The 16584-nt window shown below is 70.0% G+C and carries 15 protein-coding genes; 2 read left to right on the top strand and 13 right to left on the bottom strand.

All coding sequences use genetic code 11. From position 1 onward, the window contains the following. Positions 1-24: 24 nt before the first annotated feature. The 11 genes from truB to rimP form a co-directional block, all read right to left on the bottom strand. Entirely contained in the window at positions 25-939 is a 915-nt protein-coding gene (truB, locus tag GV790_RS07345; protein WP_163811800.1) for a tRNA pseudouridine(55) synthase TruB, read from the bottom strand. Beyond that, on the bottom strand, positions 939-1604 hold the full coding sequence (npt, locus tag GV790_RS07340; protein WP_163811797.1) for a 4'-phosphopantetheinyl transferase Npt: 666 nt from the start codon (positions 1602-1604) through the stop codon (positions 939-941). The genes truB and npt overlap by 1 nt, the downstream gene beginning before the upstream one ends. Before the next feature lie 84 nt (positions 1605-1688). After that, positions 1689-2645, bottom strand: coding sequence for a metallophosphoesterase family protein (locus GV790_RS07335; RefSeq protein ID WP_163812019.1), 957 nt, complete (start codon positions 2643-2645; stop codon positions 1689-1691). 123 nt (positions 2646-2768) lie between these two features. Continuing rightward, a complete protein-coding gene (locus GV790_RS07330) occupies positions 2769-4310 on the bottom strand; it encodes an MATE family efflux transporter (protein WP_256673108.1) in 1542 nt (513 codons plus the stop codon). 97 nt (positions 4311-4407) lie between these two features. Further along, positions 4408-5469 carry a DHH family phosphoesterase gene (locus tag GV790_RS07325; RefSeq protein ID WP_163811795.1) on the bottom strand — a complete coding sequence of 354 codons (1062 nt, stop codon included), beginning with the start codon at positions 5467-5469 and terminating at the stop codon, positions 4408-4410. A gap of 69 nt (positions 5470-5538) precedes the next feature. Then, positions 5539-5979, bottom strand: a complete 441-nt coding sequence (gene rbfA / locus GV790_RS07320) for a 30S ribosome-binding factor RbfA (RefSeq protein WP_163811793.1) — start codon at positions 5977-5979, stop codon at positions 5539-5541. A gap of 28 nt (positions 5980-6007) precedes the next feature. Next, positions 6008-6298, bottom strand: a complete 291-nt coding sequence (locus GV790_RS07315) for a DUF503 domain-containing protein (protein ID WP_014351998.1) — start codon at positions 6296-6298, stop codon at positions 6008-6010. A 78-nt stretch (positions 6299-6376) separates the two neighbouring features. Beyond that, a complete protein-coding gene (gene infB / locus GV790_RS07310; RefSeq protein ID WP_163811791.1) occupies positions 6377-9316 on the bottom strand; it encodes a translation initiation factor IF-2 in 2940 nt (979 codons plus the stop codon). 111 nt (positions 9317-9427) lie between these two features. Beyond that, on the bottom strand, positions 9428-9796 hold the full coding sequence (locus GV790_RS07305) for a YlxR family protein (RefSeq protein ID WP_375139377.1): 369 nt from the start codon (positions 9794-9796) through the stop codon (positions 9428-9430). A 101-nt stretch (positions 9797-9897) separates the two neighbouring features. After that, complete coding sequence (gene nusA / locus GV790_RS07300) at positions 9898-10926, bottom strand: transcription termination factor NusA (protein WP_014352000.1); 1029 nt, start codon at positions 10924-10926, stop codon at positions 9898-9900. After that, positions 10923-11603, bottom strand: coding sequence for a ribosome maturation factor RimP (gene rimP / locus GV790_RS07295; RefSeq protein ID WP_163811787.1), 681 nt, complete (start codon positions 11601-11603; stop codon positions 10923-10925). Before rimP ends, nusA begins: the two co-directional genes overlap by 4 nt. 218 nt (positions 11604-11821) lie before the next feature. Between rimP and GV790_RS07290 the strand changes: the two genes are divergently transcribed. Further along, positions 11822-12382 (top strand): hypothetical protein, encoded by a 561-nt coding sequence (locus GV790_RS07290; protein WP_309138983.1) that lies wholly within the window; start codon positions 11822-11824, stop codon positions 12380-12382. Between the two features lie 76 nt (positions 12383-12458). Continuing rightward, positions 12459-12893 (top strand): ferritin-like domain-containing protein, encoded by a 435-nt coding sequence (locus GV790_RS07285; RefSeq protein ID WP_163811785.1) that lies wholly within the window; start codon positions 12459-12461, stop codon positions 12891-12893. Between the two features lie 187 nt (positions 12894-13080). Here GV790_RS07285 and GV790_RS07280 read toward each other — a convergent pair whose 3' ends face one another. Together GV790_RS07280 and GV790_RS07275 are read right to left on the bottom strand one after the other, a co-directional pair. Beyond that, positions 13081-14832: an acyl-CoA dehydrogenase family protein gene (locus tag GV790_RS07280; RefSeq protein ID WP_163811783.1), complete on the bottom strand. Its 1752-nt coding sequence runs from the start codon at positions 14830-14832 to the stop codon at positions 13081-13083. Positions 14833-14888: 56 nt separating this feature from the next. After that, entirely contained in the window at positions 14889-16370 is a 1482-nt protein-coding gene (locus GV790_RS07275; RefSeq protein ID WP_163811781.1) for an FAD-dependent oxidoreductase, read from the bottom strand. Positions 16371-16584: the final 214 nt, after the last annotated feature.

The following is a 16584-nucleotide window of genomic DNA, read 5'->3' as shown; positions in this document are numbered from 1 at the left end:
GCGCTGCGGCCCGTCTAGCGCGATTCAGGCCAAACCGCGTGGACGGACCACCATCACCGGTGCGGCGCGTTTGCCCTTCTCCTCCAGCAACGCGATGGCGGTGCCGTCCTCGGTCAGCGCCGCATACACCCCGGGCAGGCCGATCGGATCGAGCCAGCGGCCGTCGCGCAGCGATTCGGCCTGGGCCGCGTCGATGCCGCGATGCGGGAAGGCGGTGCGGACCGCGGCGTCGATATCGAGGCTCAGCCCGGGATCGTCGGCGAGCTGATCGAGGCTGCGGGCATGGTCGAGAGTGAACGGCCCGACCCGCGTGCGGCGCAAGGCGGTCAGGTGACCGCCGACGCCGAGCGCGGCGCCGAGATCACGGGCCAGCGCCCGCACGTAGGTGCCCGAGGAGCATTCCACGACCACATCCAGATCGACGAAGTCCCCGACAGCACGGCGTGCCAGCAGGTCGAACCGGTGCACGGTGACCGGCCGGGCCGCCAGCCGCACCTCCTCGCCGGCGCGGTGACGGGCGTAGGCACGTTCGCCGCCGACCTTGATGGCGCTGACGGTGGCGGGGATCTGCTGGATCTCGCCGGTGAGCGCGGCGATACCGGCGGCGATATCGGCGTCGGTGACCGCACCGGCCGGTGCGGTGGAGACGATCTCGCCCTCGGCGTCGTCGGTGGTGGTGGCCTGACCGAGCCGGATGGTGGCGGTGTAGGCCTTGGTGGTGAGGGTGAGCAGCCCGAGCAGTTTGGTGGCGCGTTCGACCCCGAGCACCAGCACACCGGTCGCCATCGGGTCGAGCGTGCCCGCGTGACCGACCTTCTTGGTGCGCAACAACTTCCGGCATCGGGCGACCACGTCGTGACTGGTCAGGCCACCGTCCTTGTCGACGATCAGCAGCCCACCGAGCCCATCGGGGCCGAGCACCGGCTTGTCGGCGGCCATCAGGCGTGCACGATCGCGGTGAGGATGAGACCGTCGGCGACCTGCCAGCGGCCGTCGAACGAGGTGAGCGGCATGCCGCCGTCGGTGACCTGGCCGGGAACCAGCAGCTCGCTACGGAAGCTGCCGGACGCCTTGTCGGAGGAATCGTCGACGGTGAAGGTGATGTGGGCGTCCTCGAAGCCCAGCCACCGCCCGGTCAACGGGAACCACGCCTTGTATGTGGCCTCTTTCGCGCAGAACAGCAGCCGATCCATATGCAGCTCGGAATCGGTGGCGCGCAGCCATTCTCGTTCCGCGGGCAGGCTCACCGAATCGAGCACGCCCTCCGGCAGCGTGTCGTGCGGTTCGGCGTCGATACCGATCGAGCGGAAGCGCAGCTTGTGCCCCAGCGCGGCGGCGCGGTACCCGTCGCAGTGGGTGAGACTGCCGACGATGCCGCGCGGCCAGACCGGCGCGCCTCGCTCCCCCTTGCCGATCGCGACCTCCGGCTCCCCCAGCTGCGCCAGCGCCAGCCGAGCACAGTGGCGCGCCCCGATGAAGTCGCGGCGGCGCTTGTCCACCGACTTCGCGATCAGATGCTCTTCGGCCGGATGCGCCCGCAGGCCCTCCGGGTACGTCAGCAGCTCGGCCGACGCGACCCCGGCGGGCAGAATGTTCTCGATCATCGCGATCGAGCCTAGTAGGTGCGCAGAGCGCTTCCGCCGCAGCCCGGGCACCCCGTCTCCGGCGCAGCCCGGCAGCGTGCTGCGCTATACCCCGCGGCGGCGTTGCGCCTTGCTGCGCATCTCGGCGGCGGCCGCCTCCATCTCCGGGGTGACCTTGAAATGCCCGCCCCACGAGTTGAGCGTGCCGGGCGGATATTCGGGCTCGGGCAGAATCTGGCGCAGCAGCCGCTCGGGCATGCCACGGCGCTGCCATTCCCGCGGATAGCCCAGCGACACCTCTTCGAAGCGCACACCCTCGTAGTAGGTGGTGCGCGGGATGTGCAGGTGTCCGTAGACCGAGCAGACCACGTTGTAGCGGATATGCCAGTCGGCGGTGAGATCGGTGCCGCACCAGAGCGCGAATTCGGGGTAGAACAGCACATCGGTGGGTTCGCGCACCAGCGGGAAGTGGTTGATCAGCACCAGCGGCGTGCCCTCGGGCAGCGCGTTGAGCTTGCGTTCGGTCACCTGCACCCGGGCATGGCACCAGGCGTCGCGGGTGAGGTACGGATCGGGCGAGAGCAGGAACTCGTCGGTGGCCACCACATTGCGTTCCCTGGCCACGGCCAGGCCCTCGGCCTTGGTCTTGGTGCCCTCGGGCAGGAACGAATAGTCGTAGAGCAGGAACATCGGCGCCAGCGTCACCGCGCCGCCGTAGGGTTCCGAGCCCGCGCCACGCCACACCGGGAACGGGTCTTCCGGGGTCAGCACGTCCAGGTCCCGGCAGATCGACACCAGGTACTCGTAGCGCGCGACGCCGTGCATCTGCACCGGATCCTTGGCCGTGGTCCACAGTTCATGGTTGCCCGGCACCCAGATCACCGTCTTGAAGCGGCTGCGCAGCAGTTCCAGCGCCCACCGGATGTCGTCGGACTTCTCCGCGACATCACCGGCGACGATCAGCCAGTCCTCCGGCGAGTCGGGGTGGATCTGTTCGACGACGGGACGATTGCCCTGGTGCCCGACATGAATGTCGCTCACCGCCATCAACTTGGGTATCACCACACCCACCTTGGCATACCGATGTGACTCCGGCTGCGGGGACCACCGTCGCGACGGGACACACCGCACCGGCGACCGACCAGCGCGGCACCAGAACACCGGACCGCTCCGAGGTACCCGCACTCACCGCGCGGCACGCGGAACCTCGGCCCCGACCGTCGCCCAGCGCCCGGACATCGCCCGCCAGACGACGGCGACCAGCCGCAACGCCATGAACGCCACCAATCCGGACCAGATCCCGGCGATCCCCCAGTCGAAGGCCAGCGACAGCCAGATCGCGGGCAGGAAGCCGAGCAGCGCCGCACCGAGGGTGGTGGTGCGCAGGTAGGCGGCGTCACCGGCACCCAGCAGGACGCCGTCGAGCGCGAACACGATGCCCGCCACCGGGATCAACGCGACGAAGAACCACCACACCACGCCGGTGCGGTCGAGCACAGCGGGATCATCGGTGAACAGCGGTGGAATCACCGCGGCCCCCGCGGCGAAGATCGCGGCGAGTCCGAGCGCGAAGATTTCCGACCAGCCGGTGATCCGGCTGGCCAGGCTGCGGGCACCGGAGGCATTGCCCGCGCCGAGCGCCGCGCCGACCAGCGTTTGTGCCGCGATGGCCAGCGAATCCAAGGTCAATGCGAGGAAATTCCACAGCTGCAACACCAGCTGATGCGCGGCGACCGAAGCCGCACCGAACCGTGCCGCGACCGCCGCGGCCGAGACGAAGCAGGCCTGGAAGGCGAGGCTGCGGGCGATCAGATCCCGGCCGAGCACCAGCTGTGCCCGCATCACCGACGGATGCGGCCGCAGCTCGACCCGTTCCCGTATCAGCGCCCACACGAACAGGCCGGCGGTCACCGCCTGACCGGCCACGTTGGCCACCGCCGAACCGGGCAGTTCCATCCGTGGCGCACCCACCAGCCCGTGCACCAGCACCGGGCACAGCACCGCGGACAACGCCAGCCCGGCCACGACGTAGGTGAGCGGGCGCCGCGTCTGCTGCACCCCGCGCATCCACCCGTTGCCGGCCATCGACAGCAGGATCAACGGCACACCGAACAGCGCGATGCGTACCCAGTCCAGTGCCTCGTCCGCGATATCGCCGCCCCCGGAGATCGCCCCGACGATGGGCACGGCGAACAGCTGCACCACCGCGACGATCACCAGTCCGATGCCTGCCGCCAGCCAACTGGCCTGCACCCCTTCGGCCACCGCGCCGCGTTCGTCACCGGCACCGTGGCGTCGAGCCGCCCGCGCTGTCGTGCCGTAGGCGAGGAAGGTGAGCTGCGAACTCACCTGGGCCAGAATCAATCCGCCGACGGCGAGGCCCGCCAAGGCCAGCGCCCCGAGCCGGCCGACCACGGCGAGATCGAAGAGCAAGTAGATGGGCTCGGCGACCAGGACACCGAGCGTCGGCAGGGCCAGCGCGAGAATGCGCCGCGGACCCGCATCGGCAGGATCAGCCGTGGTTCTCTGCGGGCCGGTAGGGGATGGCGCCACGTCCACTGGATCCGAAGCCGTACCCGCGAGCGAGCCGGGCCGGGTGTCGTCGACTTCGGCCGCTACCCGGTGAGCGGCCGGATCGGCGTGCTCGCCTCCCCCGGCGCTCGCGCGCGAGGCATCCGGGCCGGTGCCCCTGGTGCGGCCATGCGGGTTCCGGGCGTCACCGGCCATGCTCACCACGCCATCCGTCGGTGGGTCTCCGGGGGCACCGAGCCGGTACGCCCATCGGTTGACCCAGACGCAGGTAAACGCACGGCCGTCGGCGCACTCATCCCAGACCCGCCAGCAGTTCGGCGACGATCTCCTCTGGTGTCCCGTGCGCGGTATACCCCGCGGCGTAACGGTGTCCGCCGCCGCCGAGCGCGGTGGCGACGGCGGAGACATCGAGTCCGTCGTGGCGGTCGGGGCCGCTGTCCTTGGAGCGCAGCGACACCGTCCAGCGCCCGGGCTCCGCCGATTCCTTGAACACGGCGGCCACCCCGGCCTCGGCGGTGGTGCGCACGATATCGACGACGCTTTCGGCTTCCTCCTGCGTCACACCGTCCAAGTCGGCGCGCCGCACGAACGCGTACACCAGACCGACGCCACCGCACACCTGCGGCGCCAAGCGGGCCGAGCCGAGCACCCGGGACAGCATCGGCAGCCAGCCGAAGGGATGGGTGTCGAGCAGCGTTTGCGCGATCTCGGCGCCATCGATGCCCGTGGCGAGCAGCCGTTCGGCCAGTTCATGGGTGCCGGGGCGGACCCACCGGAACGAACCGGTATCGGTCACCAGCCCCGCGTACAGACAGTGCGCGACGGGCCGGTCGATGGGCTCACCCCAGACGTCGAACAGCCGGGTGAGCACACTCGTGGTGGATTCGGCCGAGGGGTCGACGAGATTGATCGTGCCGAATCGGGTGTTGGACCGATGATGGTCGATGACCAGCGTGCTGCGGGCACCGGCGAGCCGGTCGGCCAGCCCGCCCAGCCGGGCGGCACTGCCGCAGTCGACGGCGACGAGCAGGTCCACCTGCTCGGGGACCTCGGCCGGTGGCACCAGATGCTCCGCGCCGGGTAGCGAACTCATCGACACCGGCAGCTGCGCGGGTTCGGCGAACGACACCCGAACGGCAACCCCGCGTCGATGCAGCACCTGCGCCAGGGCCAGCCCGCTGCCGATGGTGTCGGCGTCGGGCTGCACATGGCACAGGATGGTGACCGATGCGGCGGCCGCCAAGGCCCGCGCCGCCGTCGTGAAATCGGCGGTACCGGGCCGCGCGTCATCCGAGCCGTCCGCCGGTTCGGGAGCCGGGCCTGCCGCTCCCGCTCGCTGTCCAGTTGTCGTCATCGCCTACCGCGAGTCCCGGGTCATCCCCGCGGGCGCGCGAAGCGCTGACGACGGCCCGCCCGCGACGGCCTAGTCCTCATCGGAATCGACCTTGTACGGGTCGGGCTCACCGGCATGGGTGGCGTTGGCCGCGACCTTCGCCACCTCGTCGTCGGCGGCCCTGGCCTTGGCCAGCAGGTCCTCCATCTGCCGCGCCGCATCCGGCACGGTGTCGAGGACGAACGCCAGCGTCGGAGTGAATTTCACCCCGGTGCCCGCACCCACCTTCGAGCGCAGCACGCCCTTGGCCTTCTCCAGGCCGGCCGCCGCGGCGGCGTAATCCGGTTCGGCGTCGACGGTTTCGCCCATCACCGTGTAGTACACGGTGGCGTCGCGTAGATCGCCGGTCACCTTCGCATCGGTCACGGTCACGAACCGCAGCCGCGGATCCTTCACCTCGTATTCGATCGCGGTGGCCACGATCGCCGAGATCCGCTTGGCGAGTCGGCGTGCCCTGGCTTGATCCGCCATGGCCGCTCCTTCCTCACTGATTATGAGATCAATCTTCGGGTCCGAAGACCCGGCGGCGTACCGCCAGCAACTGTAACTCCGGACGCGCCGCGACGTGCCGCTCACACTTGTCGAGCACCTCGGTCAGGTGGTCCATTCCGGCACTGACCATGGCTACTCCGAGCAACGAGCGGCGGTAGCGATCATGTTCCCCGCCCTCGGCGGCACTCACCCCGAAGCGCTGCAGCTCGGCCAGAATGGGCCGGATCACCGAGCGCTTCTCTTTCAGCGAATGCACGTCTCCGAGCAGGATGTCGAACTCGAGTGCACCGAGGTACACACAACCTCCAGTTTCGAGCGACGCGACCGGGTGACCGGCGGATCATCGAATCCGCCGGTCACCCGATGTTCGTCACGATCAGTCGCGCGGCTTCTCGCGCAACTCGTAGGCCTCGATGACGTCGCCTTCCTTGATATCGGAGTAGGTGAGCGTCATACCGCATTCGAAGCCCTCGCGGACCTCGGTGGCGTCGTCCTTCTCCCGCTTGAGCGAGGAGATGGTGACGGTCTCGGCGATGACCACGTTGTCGCGCAGCAGGCGCGCCTTGGCATTGCGCTTGACCGAACCCGAGGTGACCATGCAGCCGGCGATGTTGCCGACCTTCGAGGACCGGAAGATCGCCCGGATCTCCGCGCGGCCCAGCTCGACCTCTTCGTAGATCGGCTTGAGCATGCCCTTGAGGGCCTTCTCGATCTCGTCGATGGCCTGGTAGATCACCGAGTAGTACCGGATGTCGACACCCTCGCGGTTGGCCAGCTCGGTGGCCTTGCCCTCGGCCCGGACGTTGAACCCGATGATGATCGCGTTCGACGCCGAGGCCAGGTTGACGTTGGTCTCGGTGACGCCACCGACACCGCGGTCGATGACCCGCAGGCGCACCTCGTCGTCGACCTCGATACCGAGCAGCGCCTCTTCGAGGGCCTCGACGGTACCGGAGTTGTCGCCCTTGAGGATCAGGTTCAGCTCCGAAGTCTCCTTCAGCGCGGCATCCAGATCTTCCAGGCTGATCCGCTTGCGGCTGCGTGCGGCGAGCGCGTTGCGCTTGCGTGCGTTGCGCCGGTCGGCGATCTGACGGGCGATGCGGTCCTCGTCGACGACGAGCAGGTTGTCACCGGCGCCGGGCACCGAGGTGAAACCGACGACCTGAACCGGCCGCGACGGCAGCGCCGCCTCGACGTCCTCGCCGTGCTCGTCGACCATGCGGCGCACGCGACCGTAGGCGTCGCCTGCCACGATCGAATCGCCGACGCGCAGCGTGCCGCGCTGGATCAGCACCGTGGCGACCGGGCCGCGGCCGCGGTCCAGATGCGCCTCGATGGCGACACCCTGGGCGTCCATATCCGGGTTGGCCCGCAGGTCCAGCGCCGCGTCCGCGGTGAGCAGCACCGCTTCCAGCAGAGCGTCGATATTGGTGCCCTGCTTGGCGGAGATGTCGACGAACATGGTGTCGCCGCCGTACTCCTCGGCCACCAGGTTGTACTCGGTCAGCTGCTGCCGGATCTTCTCCGGGTTCGCGCCTTCCTTGTCGATCTTGTTGACCGCGACCACGATCGGCACGTCGGCCGCCTGGGCGTGGTTGATCGCCTCCACCGTCTGCGGCATGACGCCGTCGTCGGCGGCGACCACAAGGATCGCGATGTCGGTGGCCTTGGCGCCACGGGCACGCATGGCGGTGAACGCCTCGTGGCCCGGGGTGTCGATGAAGGTGATCAGGCGATCGTCCTCACCGAGGTGGGTCATCACCTGGTAGGCGCCGATGTGCTGGGTGATACCGCCGGCCTCGCCCTCACGGACGTTGGCCTTACGGATGGTGTCCAGCAGTCGGGTCTTACCGTGGTCGACGTGACCCATGACGGTCACCACCGGCGGACGCTGCTCGAGGTCTTCTTCGCCGCCTTCGTCCTCGCCGTAGCTGAGGTCGAACGATTCCAGCAGCTCGCGGTCCTCGTCCTCGGGGCTGACCACGTGCACGACGTAGTTCATCTCGCTGCCGAGCAGCTCGAGGGTCTCGTCGTTCACCGACTGGGTCGCGGTGACCATCTCACCGAGGTTGAACAGGGCCTGCACCAGCGAGGCCGGGTTCGCGTCGATCTTCTCGGCGAAGTCCGACAGCGAGGCGCCACGGGCGAGCCGGATGATCTCGCCGTTGCCGCGCGGCAGCCGCACGCCGCCGACGGCGGGCGCCTGCATGTTCTCGTATTCGGCGCGCTTCGCCCGCTTCGACTTGCGGCCACGACGCGGAGCGCCACCGGGACGACCGAACGCACCGGCCGCACCACCGCGACCGCCGGGTCCACCCGGGCGACCGCCGCCGCCACCGGGACGACCACGGAAACCACCGGCCGCGGGAGCACCGGCACCGGCGCCGGGGGCACCGCCACCGCCACCGCGGTAGCCGCCACCGCCGCCGCCACCGGGACGACCGGCGCCGCCACCGGCACCGGGGCGACCGGGACGGCCGCCACCGGCCGGGCCGGGCCGCGCGGACCGCGCGGGCATGGCACCGGGGCTGGGACGCGGGGGCATCGAGCCGGGGCTCGGACGCGGACCGCCGGGACGCGGGCCACCGCCCTGCGCGGCGGCCGGGCGCGGACCACCCTGCGCCGGACCCGGACGAGGACCGCCCTGGGCCGGGCCGGGACGCGGTCCACCCTGACCGGGCACCGGACGTCCACCGGCCTGGCCGGGGCCGGGACGGGGAGCCGGACGCTCACGCTCGGGCGCGGACGAATACGGGTTGTTGCCCACACGCGGGGTCTTCGGACCGGGCTTGGGACCGGCCGGACGCGGCGCGGCCTGCGCGGGAGCGCCGGGACGCTGCTGCTGCTGGCCGGGGCGCGGCGCACCCGGCGTGGGCCGAGTACCGGGCTGGGCCTGCGGGGCGGCCTTGGCGGCCGGGGCCGGGCTGGGCGCCTGCGCTGCCGCTTCCTTGGCGGGAGCGGGCGCGGGGCCGGGCTTCACCGCCGGGCCGGGACGCGGAGCCGGGGTCGCGGGCGCCTCGGGAGCGGCGGCCTGCGCCGGAGCCGGGGTGCGCGGACCCGGACGCGGACCACCCGCGGCGGGCTTGGCGGCCGGACGGGCCGCGGTCGACGGACCGGGCTTCGCCCCGGCCTTGGCACCGTTCGCCGGTGCGGACTTGGATGCGAACGATTCACGCAGACGGCGCGCGACGGGTGCTTCCACCGTCGACGACGCCGACTTCACGAACTCGCCTTGCTCCTTGAGCGTTGCGAGTAGTTCCTTGCTCGTGACACCGAGTTCTTTGGCCAACTCGTGCACGCGGGCCTTGCCTGCCACTGCTCTCCTCACTGAGAGGTCGAGCAGCGCCACCGTTGTTCAGGGGACGGCGGCCCGCACGACCTCGGGTTATCTCCGATGGACGTTCATCGTTGGTACTTCACGGTGTGCTCATGAGTGCTCGTGCCTGTTCTCGAGGTAATGCTCCAGGGCTGAGATATCCAGATGTCCGGACACTCGTAGTGCTCTGCCGATCGCTCGGCGCCGAACCGCAAGGCTCAGACAAGCCGAAAGGGGGTGCAACCAGGCACCCCGTCCGGGAAGTCTGCGCCGCGGGTCGGGCACGATCTCGACAACGTCGCCGCTGCCGTTCCGGGCCACGATCCGCAACAGATCGGCGGCCAGCTCGCGCCTACGGCATCCGATACACGTTCGCACCGGAGCTGCCGGGCGCTGGGGCGCCTGGGGATGCTCGGTGGTGCGTTCGGGCGGGGAAACCGGCGGCTCGTGCTGAACCTTGGACCACTCTACCGCTGCCACGGTCCGATCACCGAACCCCGCCCCTGCCGAAGTTACCAACATGTCATCCCGGCCGGTTGTTCCCCGCGGCGCCGCGCCGGGCCGCGCACGTCGCGAGTGGGTCAACTGTGCTGGGCTTCCGTGCGCACGCCACCACCGGTGTCGGGGGCGGCGTCGCTGCGGATATCGATGCGCCAGCCGGTCAGCCGGGCGGCCAGGCGAGCGTTCTGGCCCTCTTTGCCGATGGCCAGCGAGAGCTGGAAATCCGGGACGACGACGCGCGCGGCCCGCGCATCCGGATCCACGATTGTGACCGACACCACTTTCGACGGCGAGAGTGCATTACCGACGAAGGTCGCCGGATCGTCGGCGTAATCGATGATGTCGATCTTCTCCCCGGCCAGTTCGCTCATCACATTGCGCACGCGCTGACCCATCGGGCCGATGCACGCGCCCTTGGCGTTGACCCCGGCGACGGTGGAGCGGACCGCGATCTTGGATCGGTGCCCCGCCTCCCTGGCGACGGCGACGATCTCCACCGACCCATCGGCGATCTCGGGCACCTCCAGCGCGAACAGCCGCCGCACCAGATTCGGGTGCGTCCGCGACAGCGTGATCTGCGGACCACGCGGCCCGCGCGAGACGCCGACGACGTAACACTTGATCCGGTCGCCGTGCTCGTAGCTCTCGCCCGGCACCTGCTCGGCAGGCGGGATCAGGCCCTCGGCGCCGTGCAGTTCGCTGCCGATGCGCACCACGACCGTGCCGCGGGCGTTCGCGCGGGCATCGCGCTGCACGACACCGCCGACGATATCGCCCTCATGGGTGGAGAATTCGCCGAAGGACTTCTCGTTCTCGGCGTCGCGCAGCCGCTGCAACACCACCTGGCGGGCGGTGGTTGCGGCGATGCGGCCGAATCCCTCCGGGGTGTCGTCCCATTCGGAGATGACGTTGCCGTCGGCGTCGAGTTCGCGCGCCATCACCCGGACCACGCCGGTCTTCTGGTTGATGTCGATGCGCGCGTTGGGCTGGTGGCCCTCGGTATGCCGGTAGGCGGTCAGCAGCGCGGACTCGATCGCGGAGATCACGGTCTCGATCGAGATCCCCTTGTCGGCGACGATCGCGCGCAAGGCTTCGATTTCGATGTTCATTCCACGGTCCCTTCGATCGAATCGGACGCTGCAACAGACTGGGGCGACGCCCCGCTGGTTCCTCTGGTGTCCGCGGCGTCCTCTCCCGCGGGAACAGTTGTGCCCGGCTCGCTGCCGGGGATCGGCCTGCCCGGCGCGACGCCGCCGGCGAGTTCGAGCTCGCGGGGGCTCGGCGGGGAGAACTCCACTTGGACGACGGCGCCGGCGATATCGGCCAGCGGGACGTTGACCCGGTGCGGCTTGGCCTTGCCGCCGAGCACGAGCGCGATGGTGTCGCCGGCGAGCTTGCCCACCCGGGCGTCGAAGGTCGCCTTGCCACCAGGATCGGGCGGTTCGGCGCCGGGGCGCAGCGTCACTCGCACCTTGCGGCCCTGGGCGCGCCGCCAATGCCGGTCGGTGCTCAGCGGGCGGTCGATGCCCGGAGTGGAGACTTCGAGCAGATAGGGCGATTCGCCGAAGTCGCCTGCGTCGTCGAGCTGGGCCGAGAGTTCGTTGCTGAGTTCGGCGATGGCGTCGAGGTCGGCCGGGTCGTCGCTGTCCACGATCACCCGAACCCGAGCCTGGGCATCGGCATGCCGTCCGGCCGTCGAGATCTCGACGCCCTCGAGATCGAATCCCCGGCGTTCGACGGGGCCAGCAACGAGCTGGCTCACCCTTTCCTCGGTCGGCATGGGCATGTGGGGCGGCTCCTGGTTCAGTTGTGGCGCGAGCGGAAATTTCTGTACCGAAGGTCTAGCGTAACGCGCCCGGAGAGTGTAAAGGACGATCGGCTACAAGCAAGTTTCCCCAGCACGTGACGTCCCCACCGGGGCACGCAGCGGCGGAAGGCATGACGGCGACGGACCGGGCTCCGTCCGTGCGCGGTCGCCGGCCGCGCGTCTGGCACGATAGTGCGGTGCCCAACCGCCTTCCCATCCGGTCCGAGGCCGGGTGTATTTCCGGCATACCGATCGATCGGCACGATTCCCGCTTCCGCCCGGTGAACCGGCGCACCGCGCTCCGGCTGGCCGGCGCCGGTGCGGCCGGTGCCCTCGCGCTCGCCGCGGCCACCGGGTGCACGCAGGAATCGGAGCTCGAACCCGATCCGCTTCTCACCCAAGAACTTCTGGCGCGCACCGACGCCGCGGCCGCCACCGCGGCCATCGCGCTCGATCCACAGCGTCACGGCGCGCTGACACTGGTGGCCGCCGAACGCACCGCGCACGCGGAGGCGCTGCGCACCGAGATCGACCGTCTCGTCGGCGTCTACGGCGACGGCACCACCCCGAGCCGGCGCCAACCCGAGGTGACCGTCGCCCCCGCGGCGCCGGTCGACGTCGCTACACTGCGCGATCAGCTCACAGGTTCCCAGCGTTCGGCCGCCGAGCTGGCCGCGACCCTCTCCGATTACCGGGCCGGGCTACTCGCCTCGATCAGCGCTGCCTGCGCGGTGCACGCCGGGGTGCTGCTGGCGTGAGTGAGCCGCACCCCTTCGCCTCGCCGGTGACCGCCGGGATGCCGGAACCCCTCGCACCTGCCCACAAGGACGCCGCATGACCGAGTCCGAGCGCCGCGCCCTGCTCGACGCACTGAGCGCCGAGCACGCGGCCGTGTACGCCTACGGCCTGATCGCCGCCTATGCCTCCCCCGAGCGCGACCGGCTGGTCGCCGAGCACACCGCCGCCCACCGGGCCCGCCGCGACACCACCGTCGACGCGGTCGAGGCCGCAGGCATCACCGTGCCGCCGCCGGACGCGGCCTACACCATGCCGTTCCCGGTGACCGACCCGGTCGCCGCGGCCAGGCTCGCCGCCACCGTCGAATCCGATACCGCGGTCGCCTGGCGCTCGGTGGTGGAGCAGGGCGAATCCGAGCCCACCCGCCGCATGGGTGTGGAGGCGCTCACCGAATGCGCGCTGCGCCTTGCGGTCTGGCAGTCGATCCTCGGCGTCGCGCCGCCGACGACACCCTTCCCCGGGCAGCCGTAGCCGACATCGCCACGCCGAGCCCGTGGACCGTGAACGGGCACCAGGACCTTCCGCCACGGACCGTATCCGTGGCCTCGGTCCCGCCGAGCGCACCCGGCGGGACCATCGGTCGAGCAGGACGGCTCCCCGGCCGTCGGATCCGATCCGGCCTCGTCGACAGTTTCGAACGAACGACCGGCTGCGCGAATCAGGCGGGCATCTCGTAGGCACCGTCGTAGGAGGCGACCTCGGCCCAGACCCGGTCGAAGCGGGCACGGTCGGCGGCGGGGGTGCGCAGCGCGTCCCTTGCCCACTGCTGCTGGGCCTCGGTAGCCGAGGGCTTGCCGTAGAGGGTGGTGGCGTAGGTGTTGAAGTCGCGGATCTGGAAGTCGAAGATCTGGGCGAGCAGGTCCGGGTTCAGGCCGGTGATGGCGGCCTGCTCCAGGATCAGCTGACCGTAGACCACCAGGGAGAACAGGTGGCCGATGGTGAGCATGAAGTCCAGGTCGCGCTGCTGGTCGGCATCCGGTGCGGCGGTGCCGAGCAGGGTGCGCAGCGCTTGGGCCTGCTCGTAGAAGCGGGCGACGTTGGGGATGTCGGTGTGCTTGTCGTAGACCTGGGTCCAGTCGGCGAACTGCACCTTGCCCGCACCGCGCGCGGGGCCCTGGTGCCAGAAGAATTCGTCGTCGGCGGCGTCGAGGCGGGTGCCGATCTCCGGGTATTCCTTCGGGTTGAACAGGTAGTTCGGCATGAACTTCAGGATCTGGCCGACGTTGACGTGCACCGTGCCCTCGAGCCGGGGCAGGGTGTTGATCAACCGGGCGACCTGCGCGAAGTAGGTGTTCTTCTCGAAACCCTTGGCCGCGAGCACATCCAGCAGCAGGGTCATCACGACCTCGCCCTCGGAGGTGACCTTCGACTTGGTCATCGGGTTGAACAGCAGGTAGCGGCGGTCGTCGAGGCTCGCGCTGCGGAAGTAGTCGACGGCGCGGTCGCTGAACAGCTTCATCGCCACGATCCGGGCGTAGGCGTCGACGAAGTTGGTGCGCACATGCGGGAAGTCGGTGACCGGGTTGCCGTAGAGGATGCGGTTGTTGGCGTGGGTGATGGCCTCGTAGAACGAATGCTCGACCATGCCGATGCCGCCGTGGCAGAGGTTGAACTTGCCGACGTTGACGGTGTTGAGCGCGGCGCTGAAGGCCTCGGGACCGGTGTGCAGGATGTCCTCGGCGCGCACCGGGTAGTTCTCCAGGCGGAAGGTGCTCACATACATCTGCTGGCGTACCACATTGCCGAGCAGGTGGTAGTTCTCGTGCCTGCTGTCGGCGGCGAACCAGACGTAGCCGTCGGCACCCTCGATGTCGGCGCGGCGGGAGAACACCGACACCATGCTCGCGACATTGCCGTTGCCGATGTAGTACTTCTCGCCGTTGGCGCGGAACAGAATGCCCGCCTCGGCGTCGGCGCTGCCCGGCTCGGTCGGGGTGAGCACCAGATCGGTGTTGTAGATGTCGGCGCCGTGCGCACGCTCGGACAGCCCGAACGCCATCACCTCACCGGCGTCCAGATCACGGGCCGCGCGCTGCTTGGCGGCCTCGTTGTCGCTCTGCCAGATCGGGCCGAGCCCGAGGATGGTGACCTGCTCGGCGTACCAGTAGGCCAGCCCATAGAAGCCGAAAATCTCCGACAGGGCCGCGTTGCGCGCCGCGTCCCAGCGGCGGTTCGGGTCGCCGTCGGCGTAGGCGGACGGGGTCAGGAAGGTCGCGAACAGCTTCTCCTGCTTGACGAACTCCAGGAAGTCGGCGGTGAACACCGCGTCATCGTCATCGGCGAGCAGCTGCTTCTTGCCGCGCTGCTCGAACCAGTCGATGGTCGCCCGCAACAGCCGCCGCGTCTCGGCATCGAAATGCTGCGGATCGTAGGTGGCCGGATTGAACAGCACCGCTTCAGAGCTCGTCATGGCCGTCAACCTACCAGTGGGTAGCCCCGTTTCATCGGCCTGACCAGCCCATTCCCCTACGTAACCGTAGGTTCACCGCTGAGTGCGAGCGGCGTCGACGCGCGCGGCGCGACCGCGCGATCGGCGGCCTCCCGGCCCGCGACCCGGCCGAAGGCCAGGGCATCCGCGATATGGAAACCGCCGTCCTTGGCCCAGCTGTAGGTCGAGCTCACCTCACCCGCGGCATACAGACCGTCGATCGCCGCGCCGGACACGTCGAGCACCCGGGAGCGGCCGTCACGGCGCGGTCCGCCATTGCTCCAGCCGAGCAGTGGCGCGACGTCCAGAACGTAGAAGGGCGGTTCGGATACGGGTGCGAGGGTCTTCGGGTCCCGGCCGAAGCTGTCGTCGCGGCCGTATTCGCAGGCCTTGTTGTAGCGGGCGACGGTGCGTTCCAGCGTTGCCGGGTCGACGCCGATGAGGCCGGCGAGCTCGGCGATGGAATCCGCGCGCCGGATCAGGCCGCGGTCGATCTCGACACTGTTGTCGACGCTCCAGCTGAAATCCTCCATCAGCAGTTTCCAGCCGACGGGCAGCACCTCGCGGCTCGGACTCAGCGGTCCCGCCTTCCGCATCCGCTCGTCGAAGATCAGGTGGAACGGGCGCAGCGGGAACAGTTCCAGCGCGCCGTTGCGGTAGATGTGGCCGTGCCGGTTCTCGGCGGTTTCGTCGACGAACCGCAGGCCGTCCGGGCCGACGAACAGATAGTGGTGGGCGGCCCACAGCGCGAGGAAGGCACCGGGCCCGTCATCGACGCGCACCCCGGTGATCGTCATCATGTTGCCCATATGCCACAGGTCCGCGCCCAAGCGCTGGACCATGCGATGGCCGTCGCCGGTGCAGTGCGGCGACCCCCAGATCGGTGCGTCGCTCAGGCGCAGATAGTCGCGGACCATGCCAGGGTTCGCGGCGAAACCGCCCGTGGCCAGGACGACCCCGCCGAGGGCACGGACCCGGCGGCCGTCGGCCGTTCGCACCCCCGCCACCGCCCCGGACTCGGTGAGCAGTTCCACGGCGGGAGTGGAGAACCGCACGTCGATATCGCGCTCGGTGAGCGCGCCGAGCAGGAAGTCGTAGAGCAGGAAGTTGCCCATCTGCGCGCCGACGGTGTCCATGCCCGCGTAGCAGTCACTGCCGTCGAGGGTGAGATATTCGGGCTCGGTGTGGTACTGCGCGCTCGCGCCGACCTCGGCGCCGAGCGCGCGCAACCACTCGGAATTGAGCGCGGTTTCCCGCGCCCAGGTGGCGATGACGTCCTCGGCGACCGGGTAGGGCCCGCACAGCGAACGGAGGAAGACCTCCGCGCGTCGCGGGTCGCGATTGATGAACCAGCCGGCCCCGGAGACCCTGGTGTTACCGCCCGCCGTCGCCGGATCCGCCTTCTCCAGCACCACGACCCGCGCGCCGGCCGCGTGCGCGCTCAGCGCCGCGGCGGCGCCGGCCGCCCCGACCCCGAGGACCACCACGTCGAATTCCTCGTCGAACCGCACGGCACCCATAGCGAAATCCTTTCCACAGCCGGTGGTCTCATCCCGGAGTCCACGGGCCATGGTGCTCGGCATCGCGGTTGTCCGCGCCCGGCGCATCCCTCTCAGCGGGAGCCGAGTCTTCGGGTACCGCACCACGAGGCGGCGGGCGCGGACCACCCGCCGACCGACGCCAGGAAACGCCTACGCCCCCGGTCCGATTCGGAGCCGGGGGCGTAGACCGTGC

The organism is Nocardia cyriacigeorgica (genome assembly GCF_010858045.1).
Lineage (GTDB): Bacteria > Actinomycetota > Actinomycetes > Mycobacteriales > Mycobacteriaceae > Nocardia > Nocardia cyriacigeorgica_E.
Note: the sequence above shows the minus strand (reverse complement) of the source record. Positions and strands in the feature narration are given on the sequence as shown.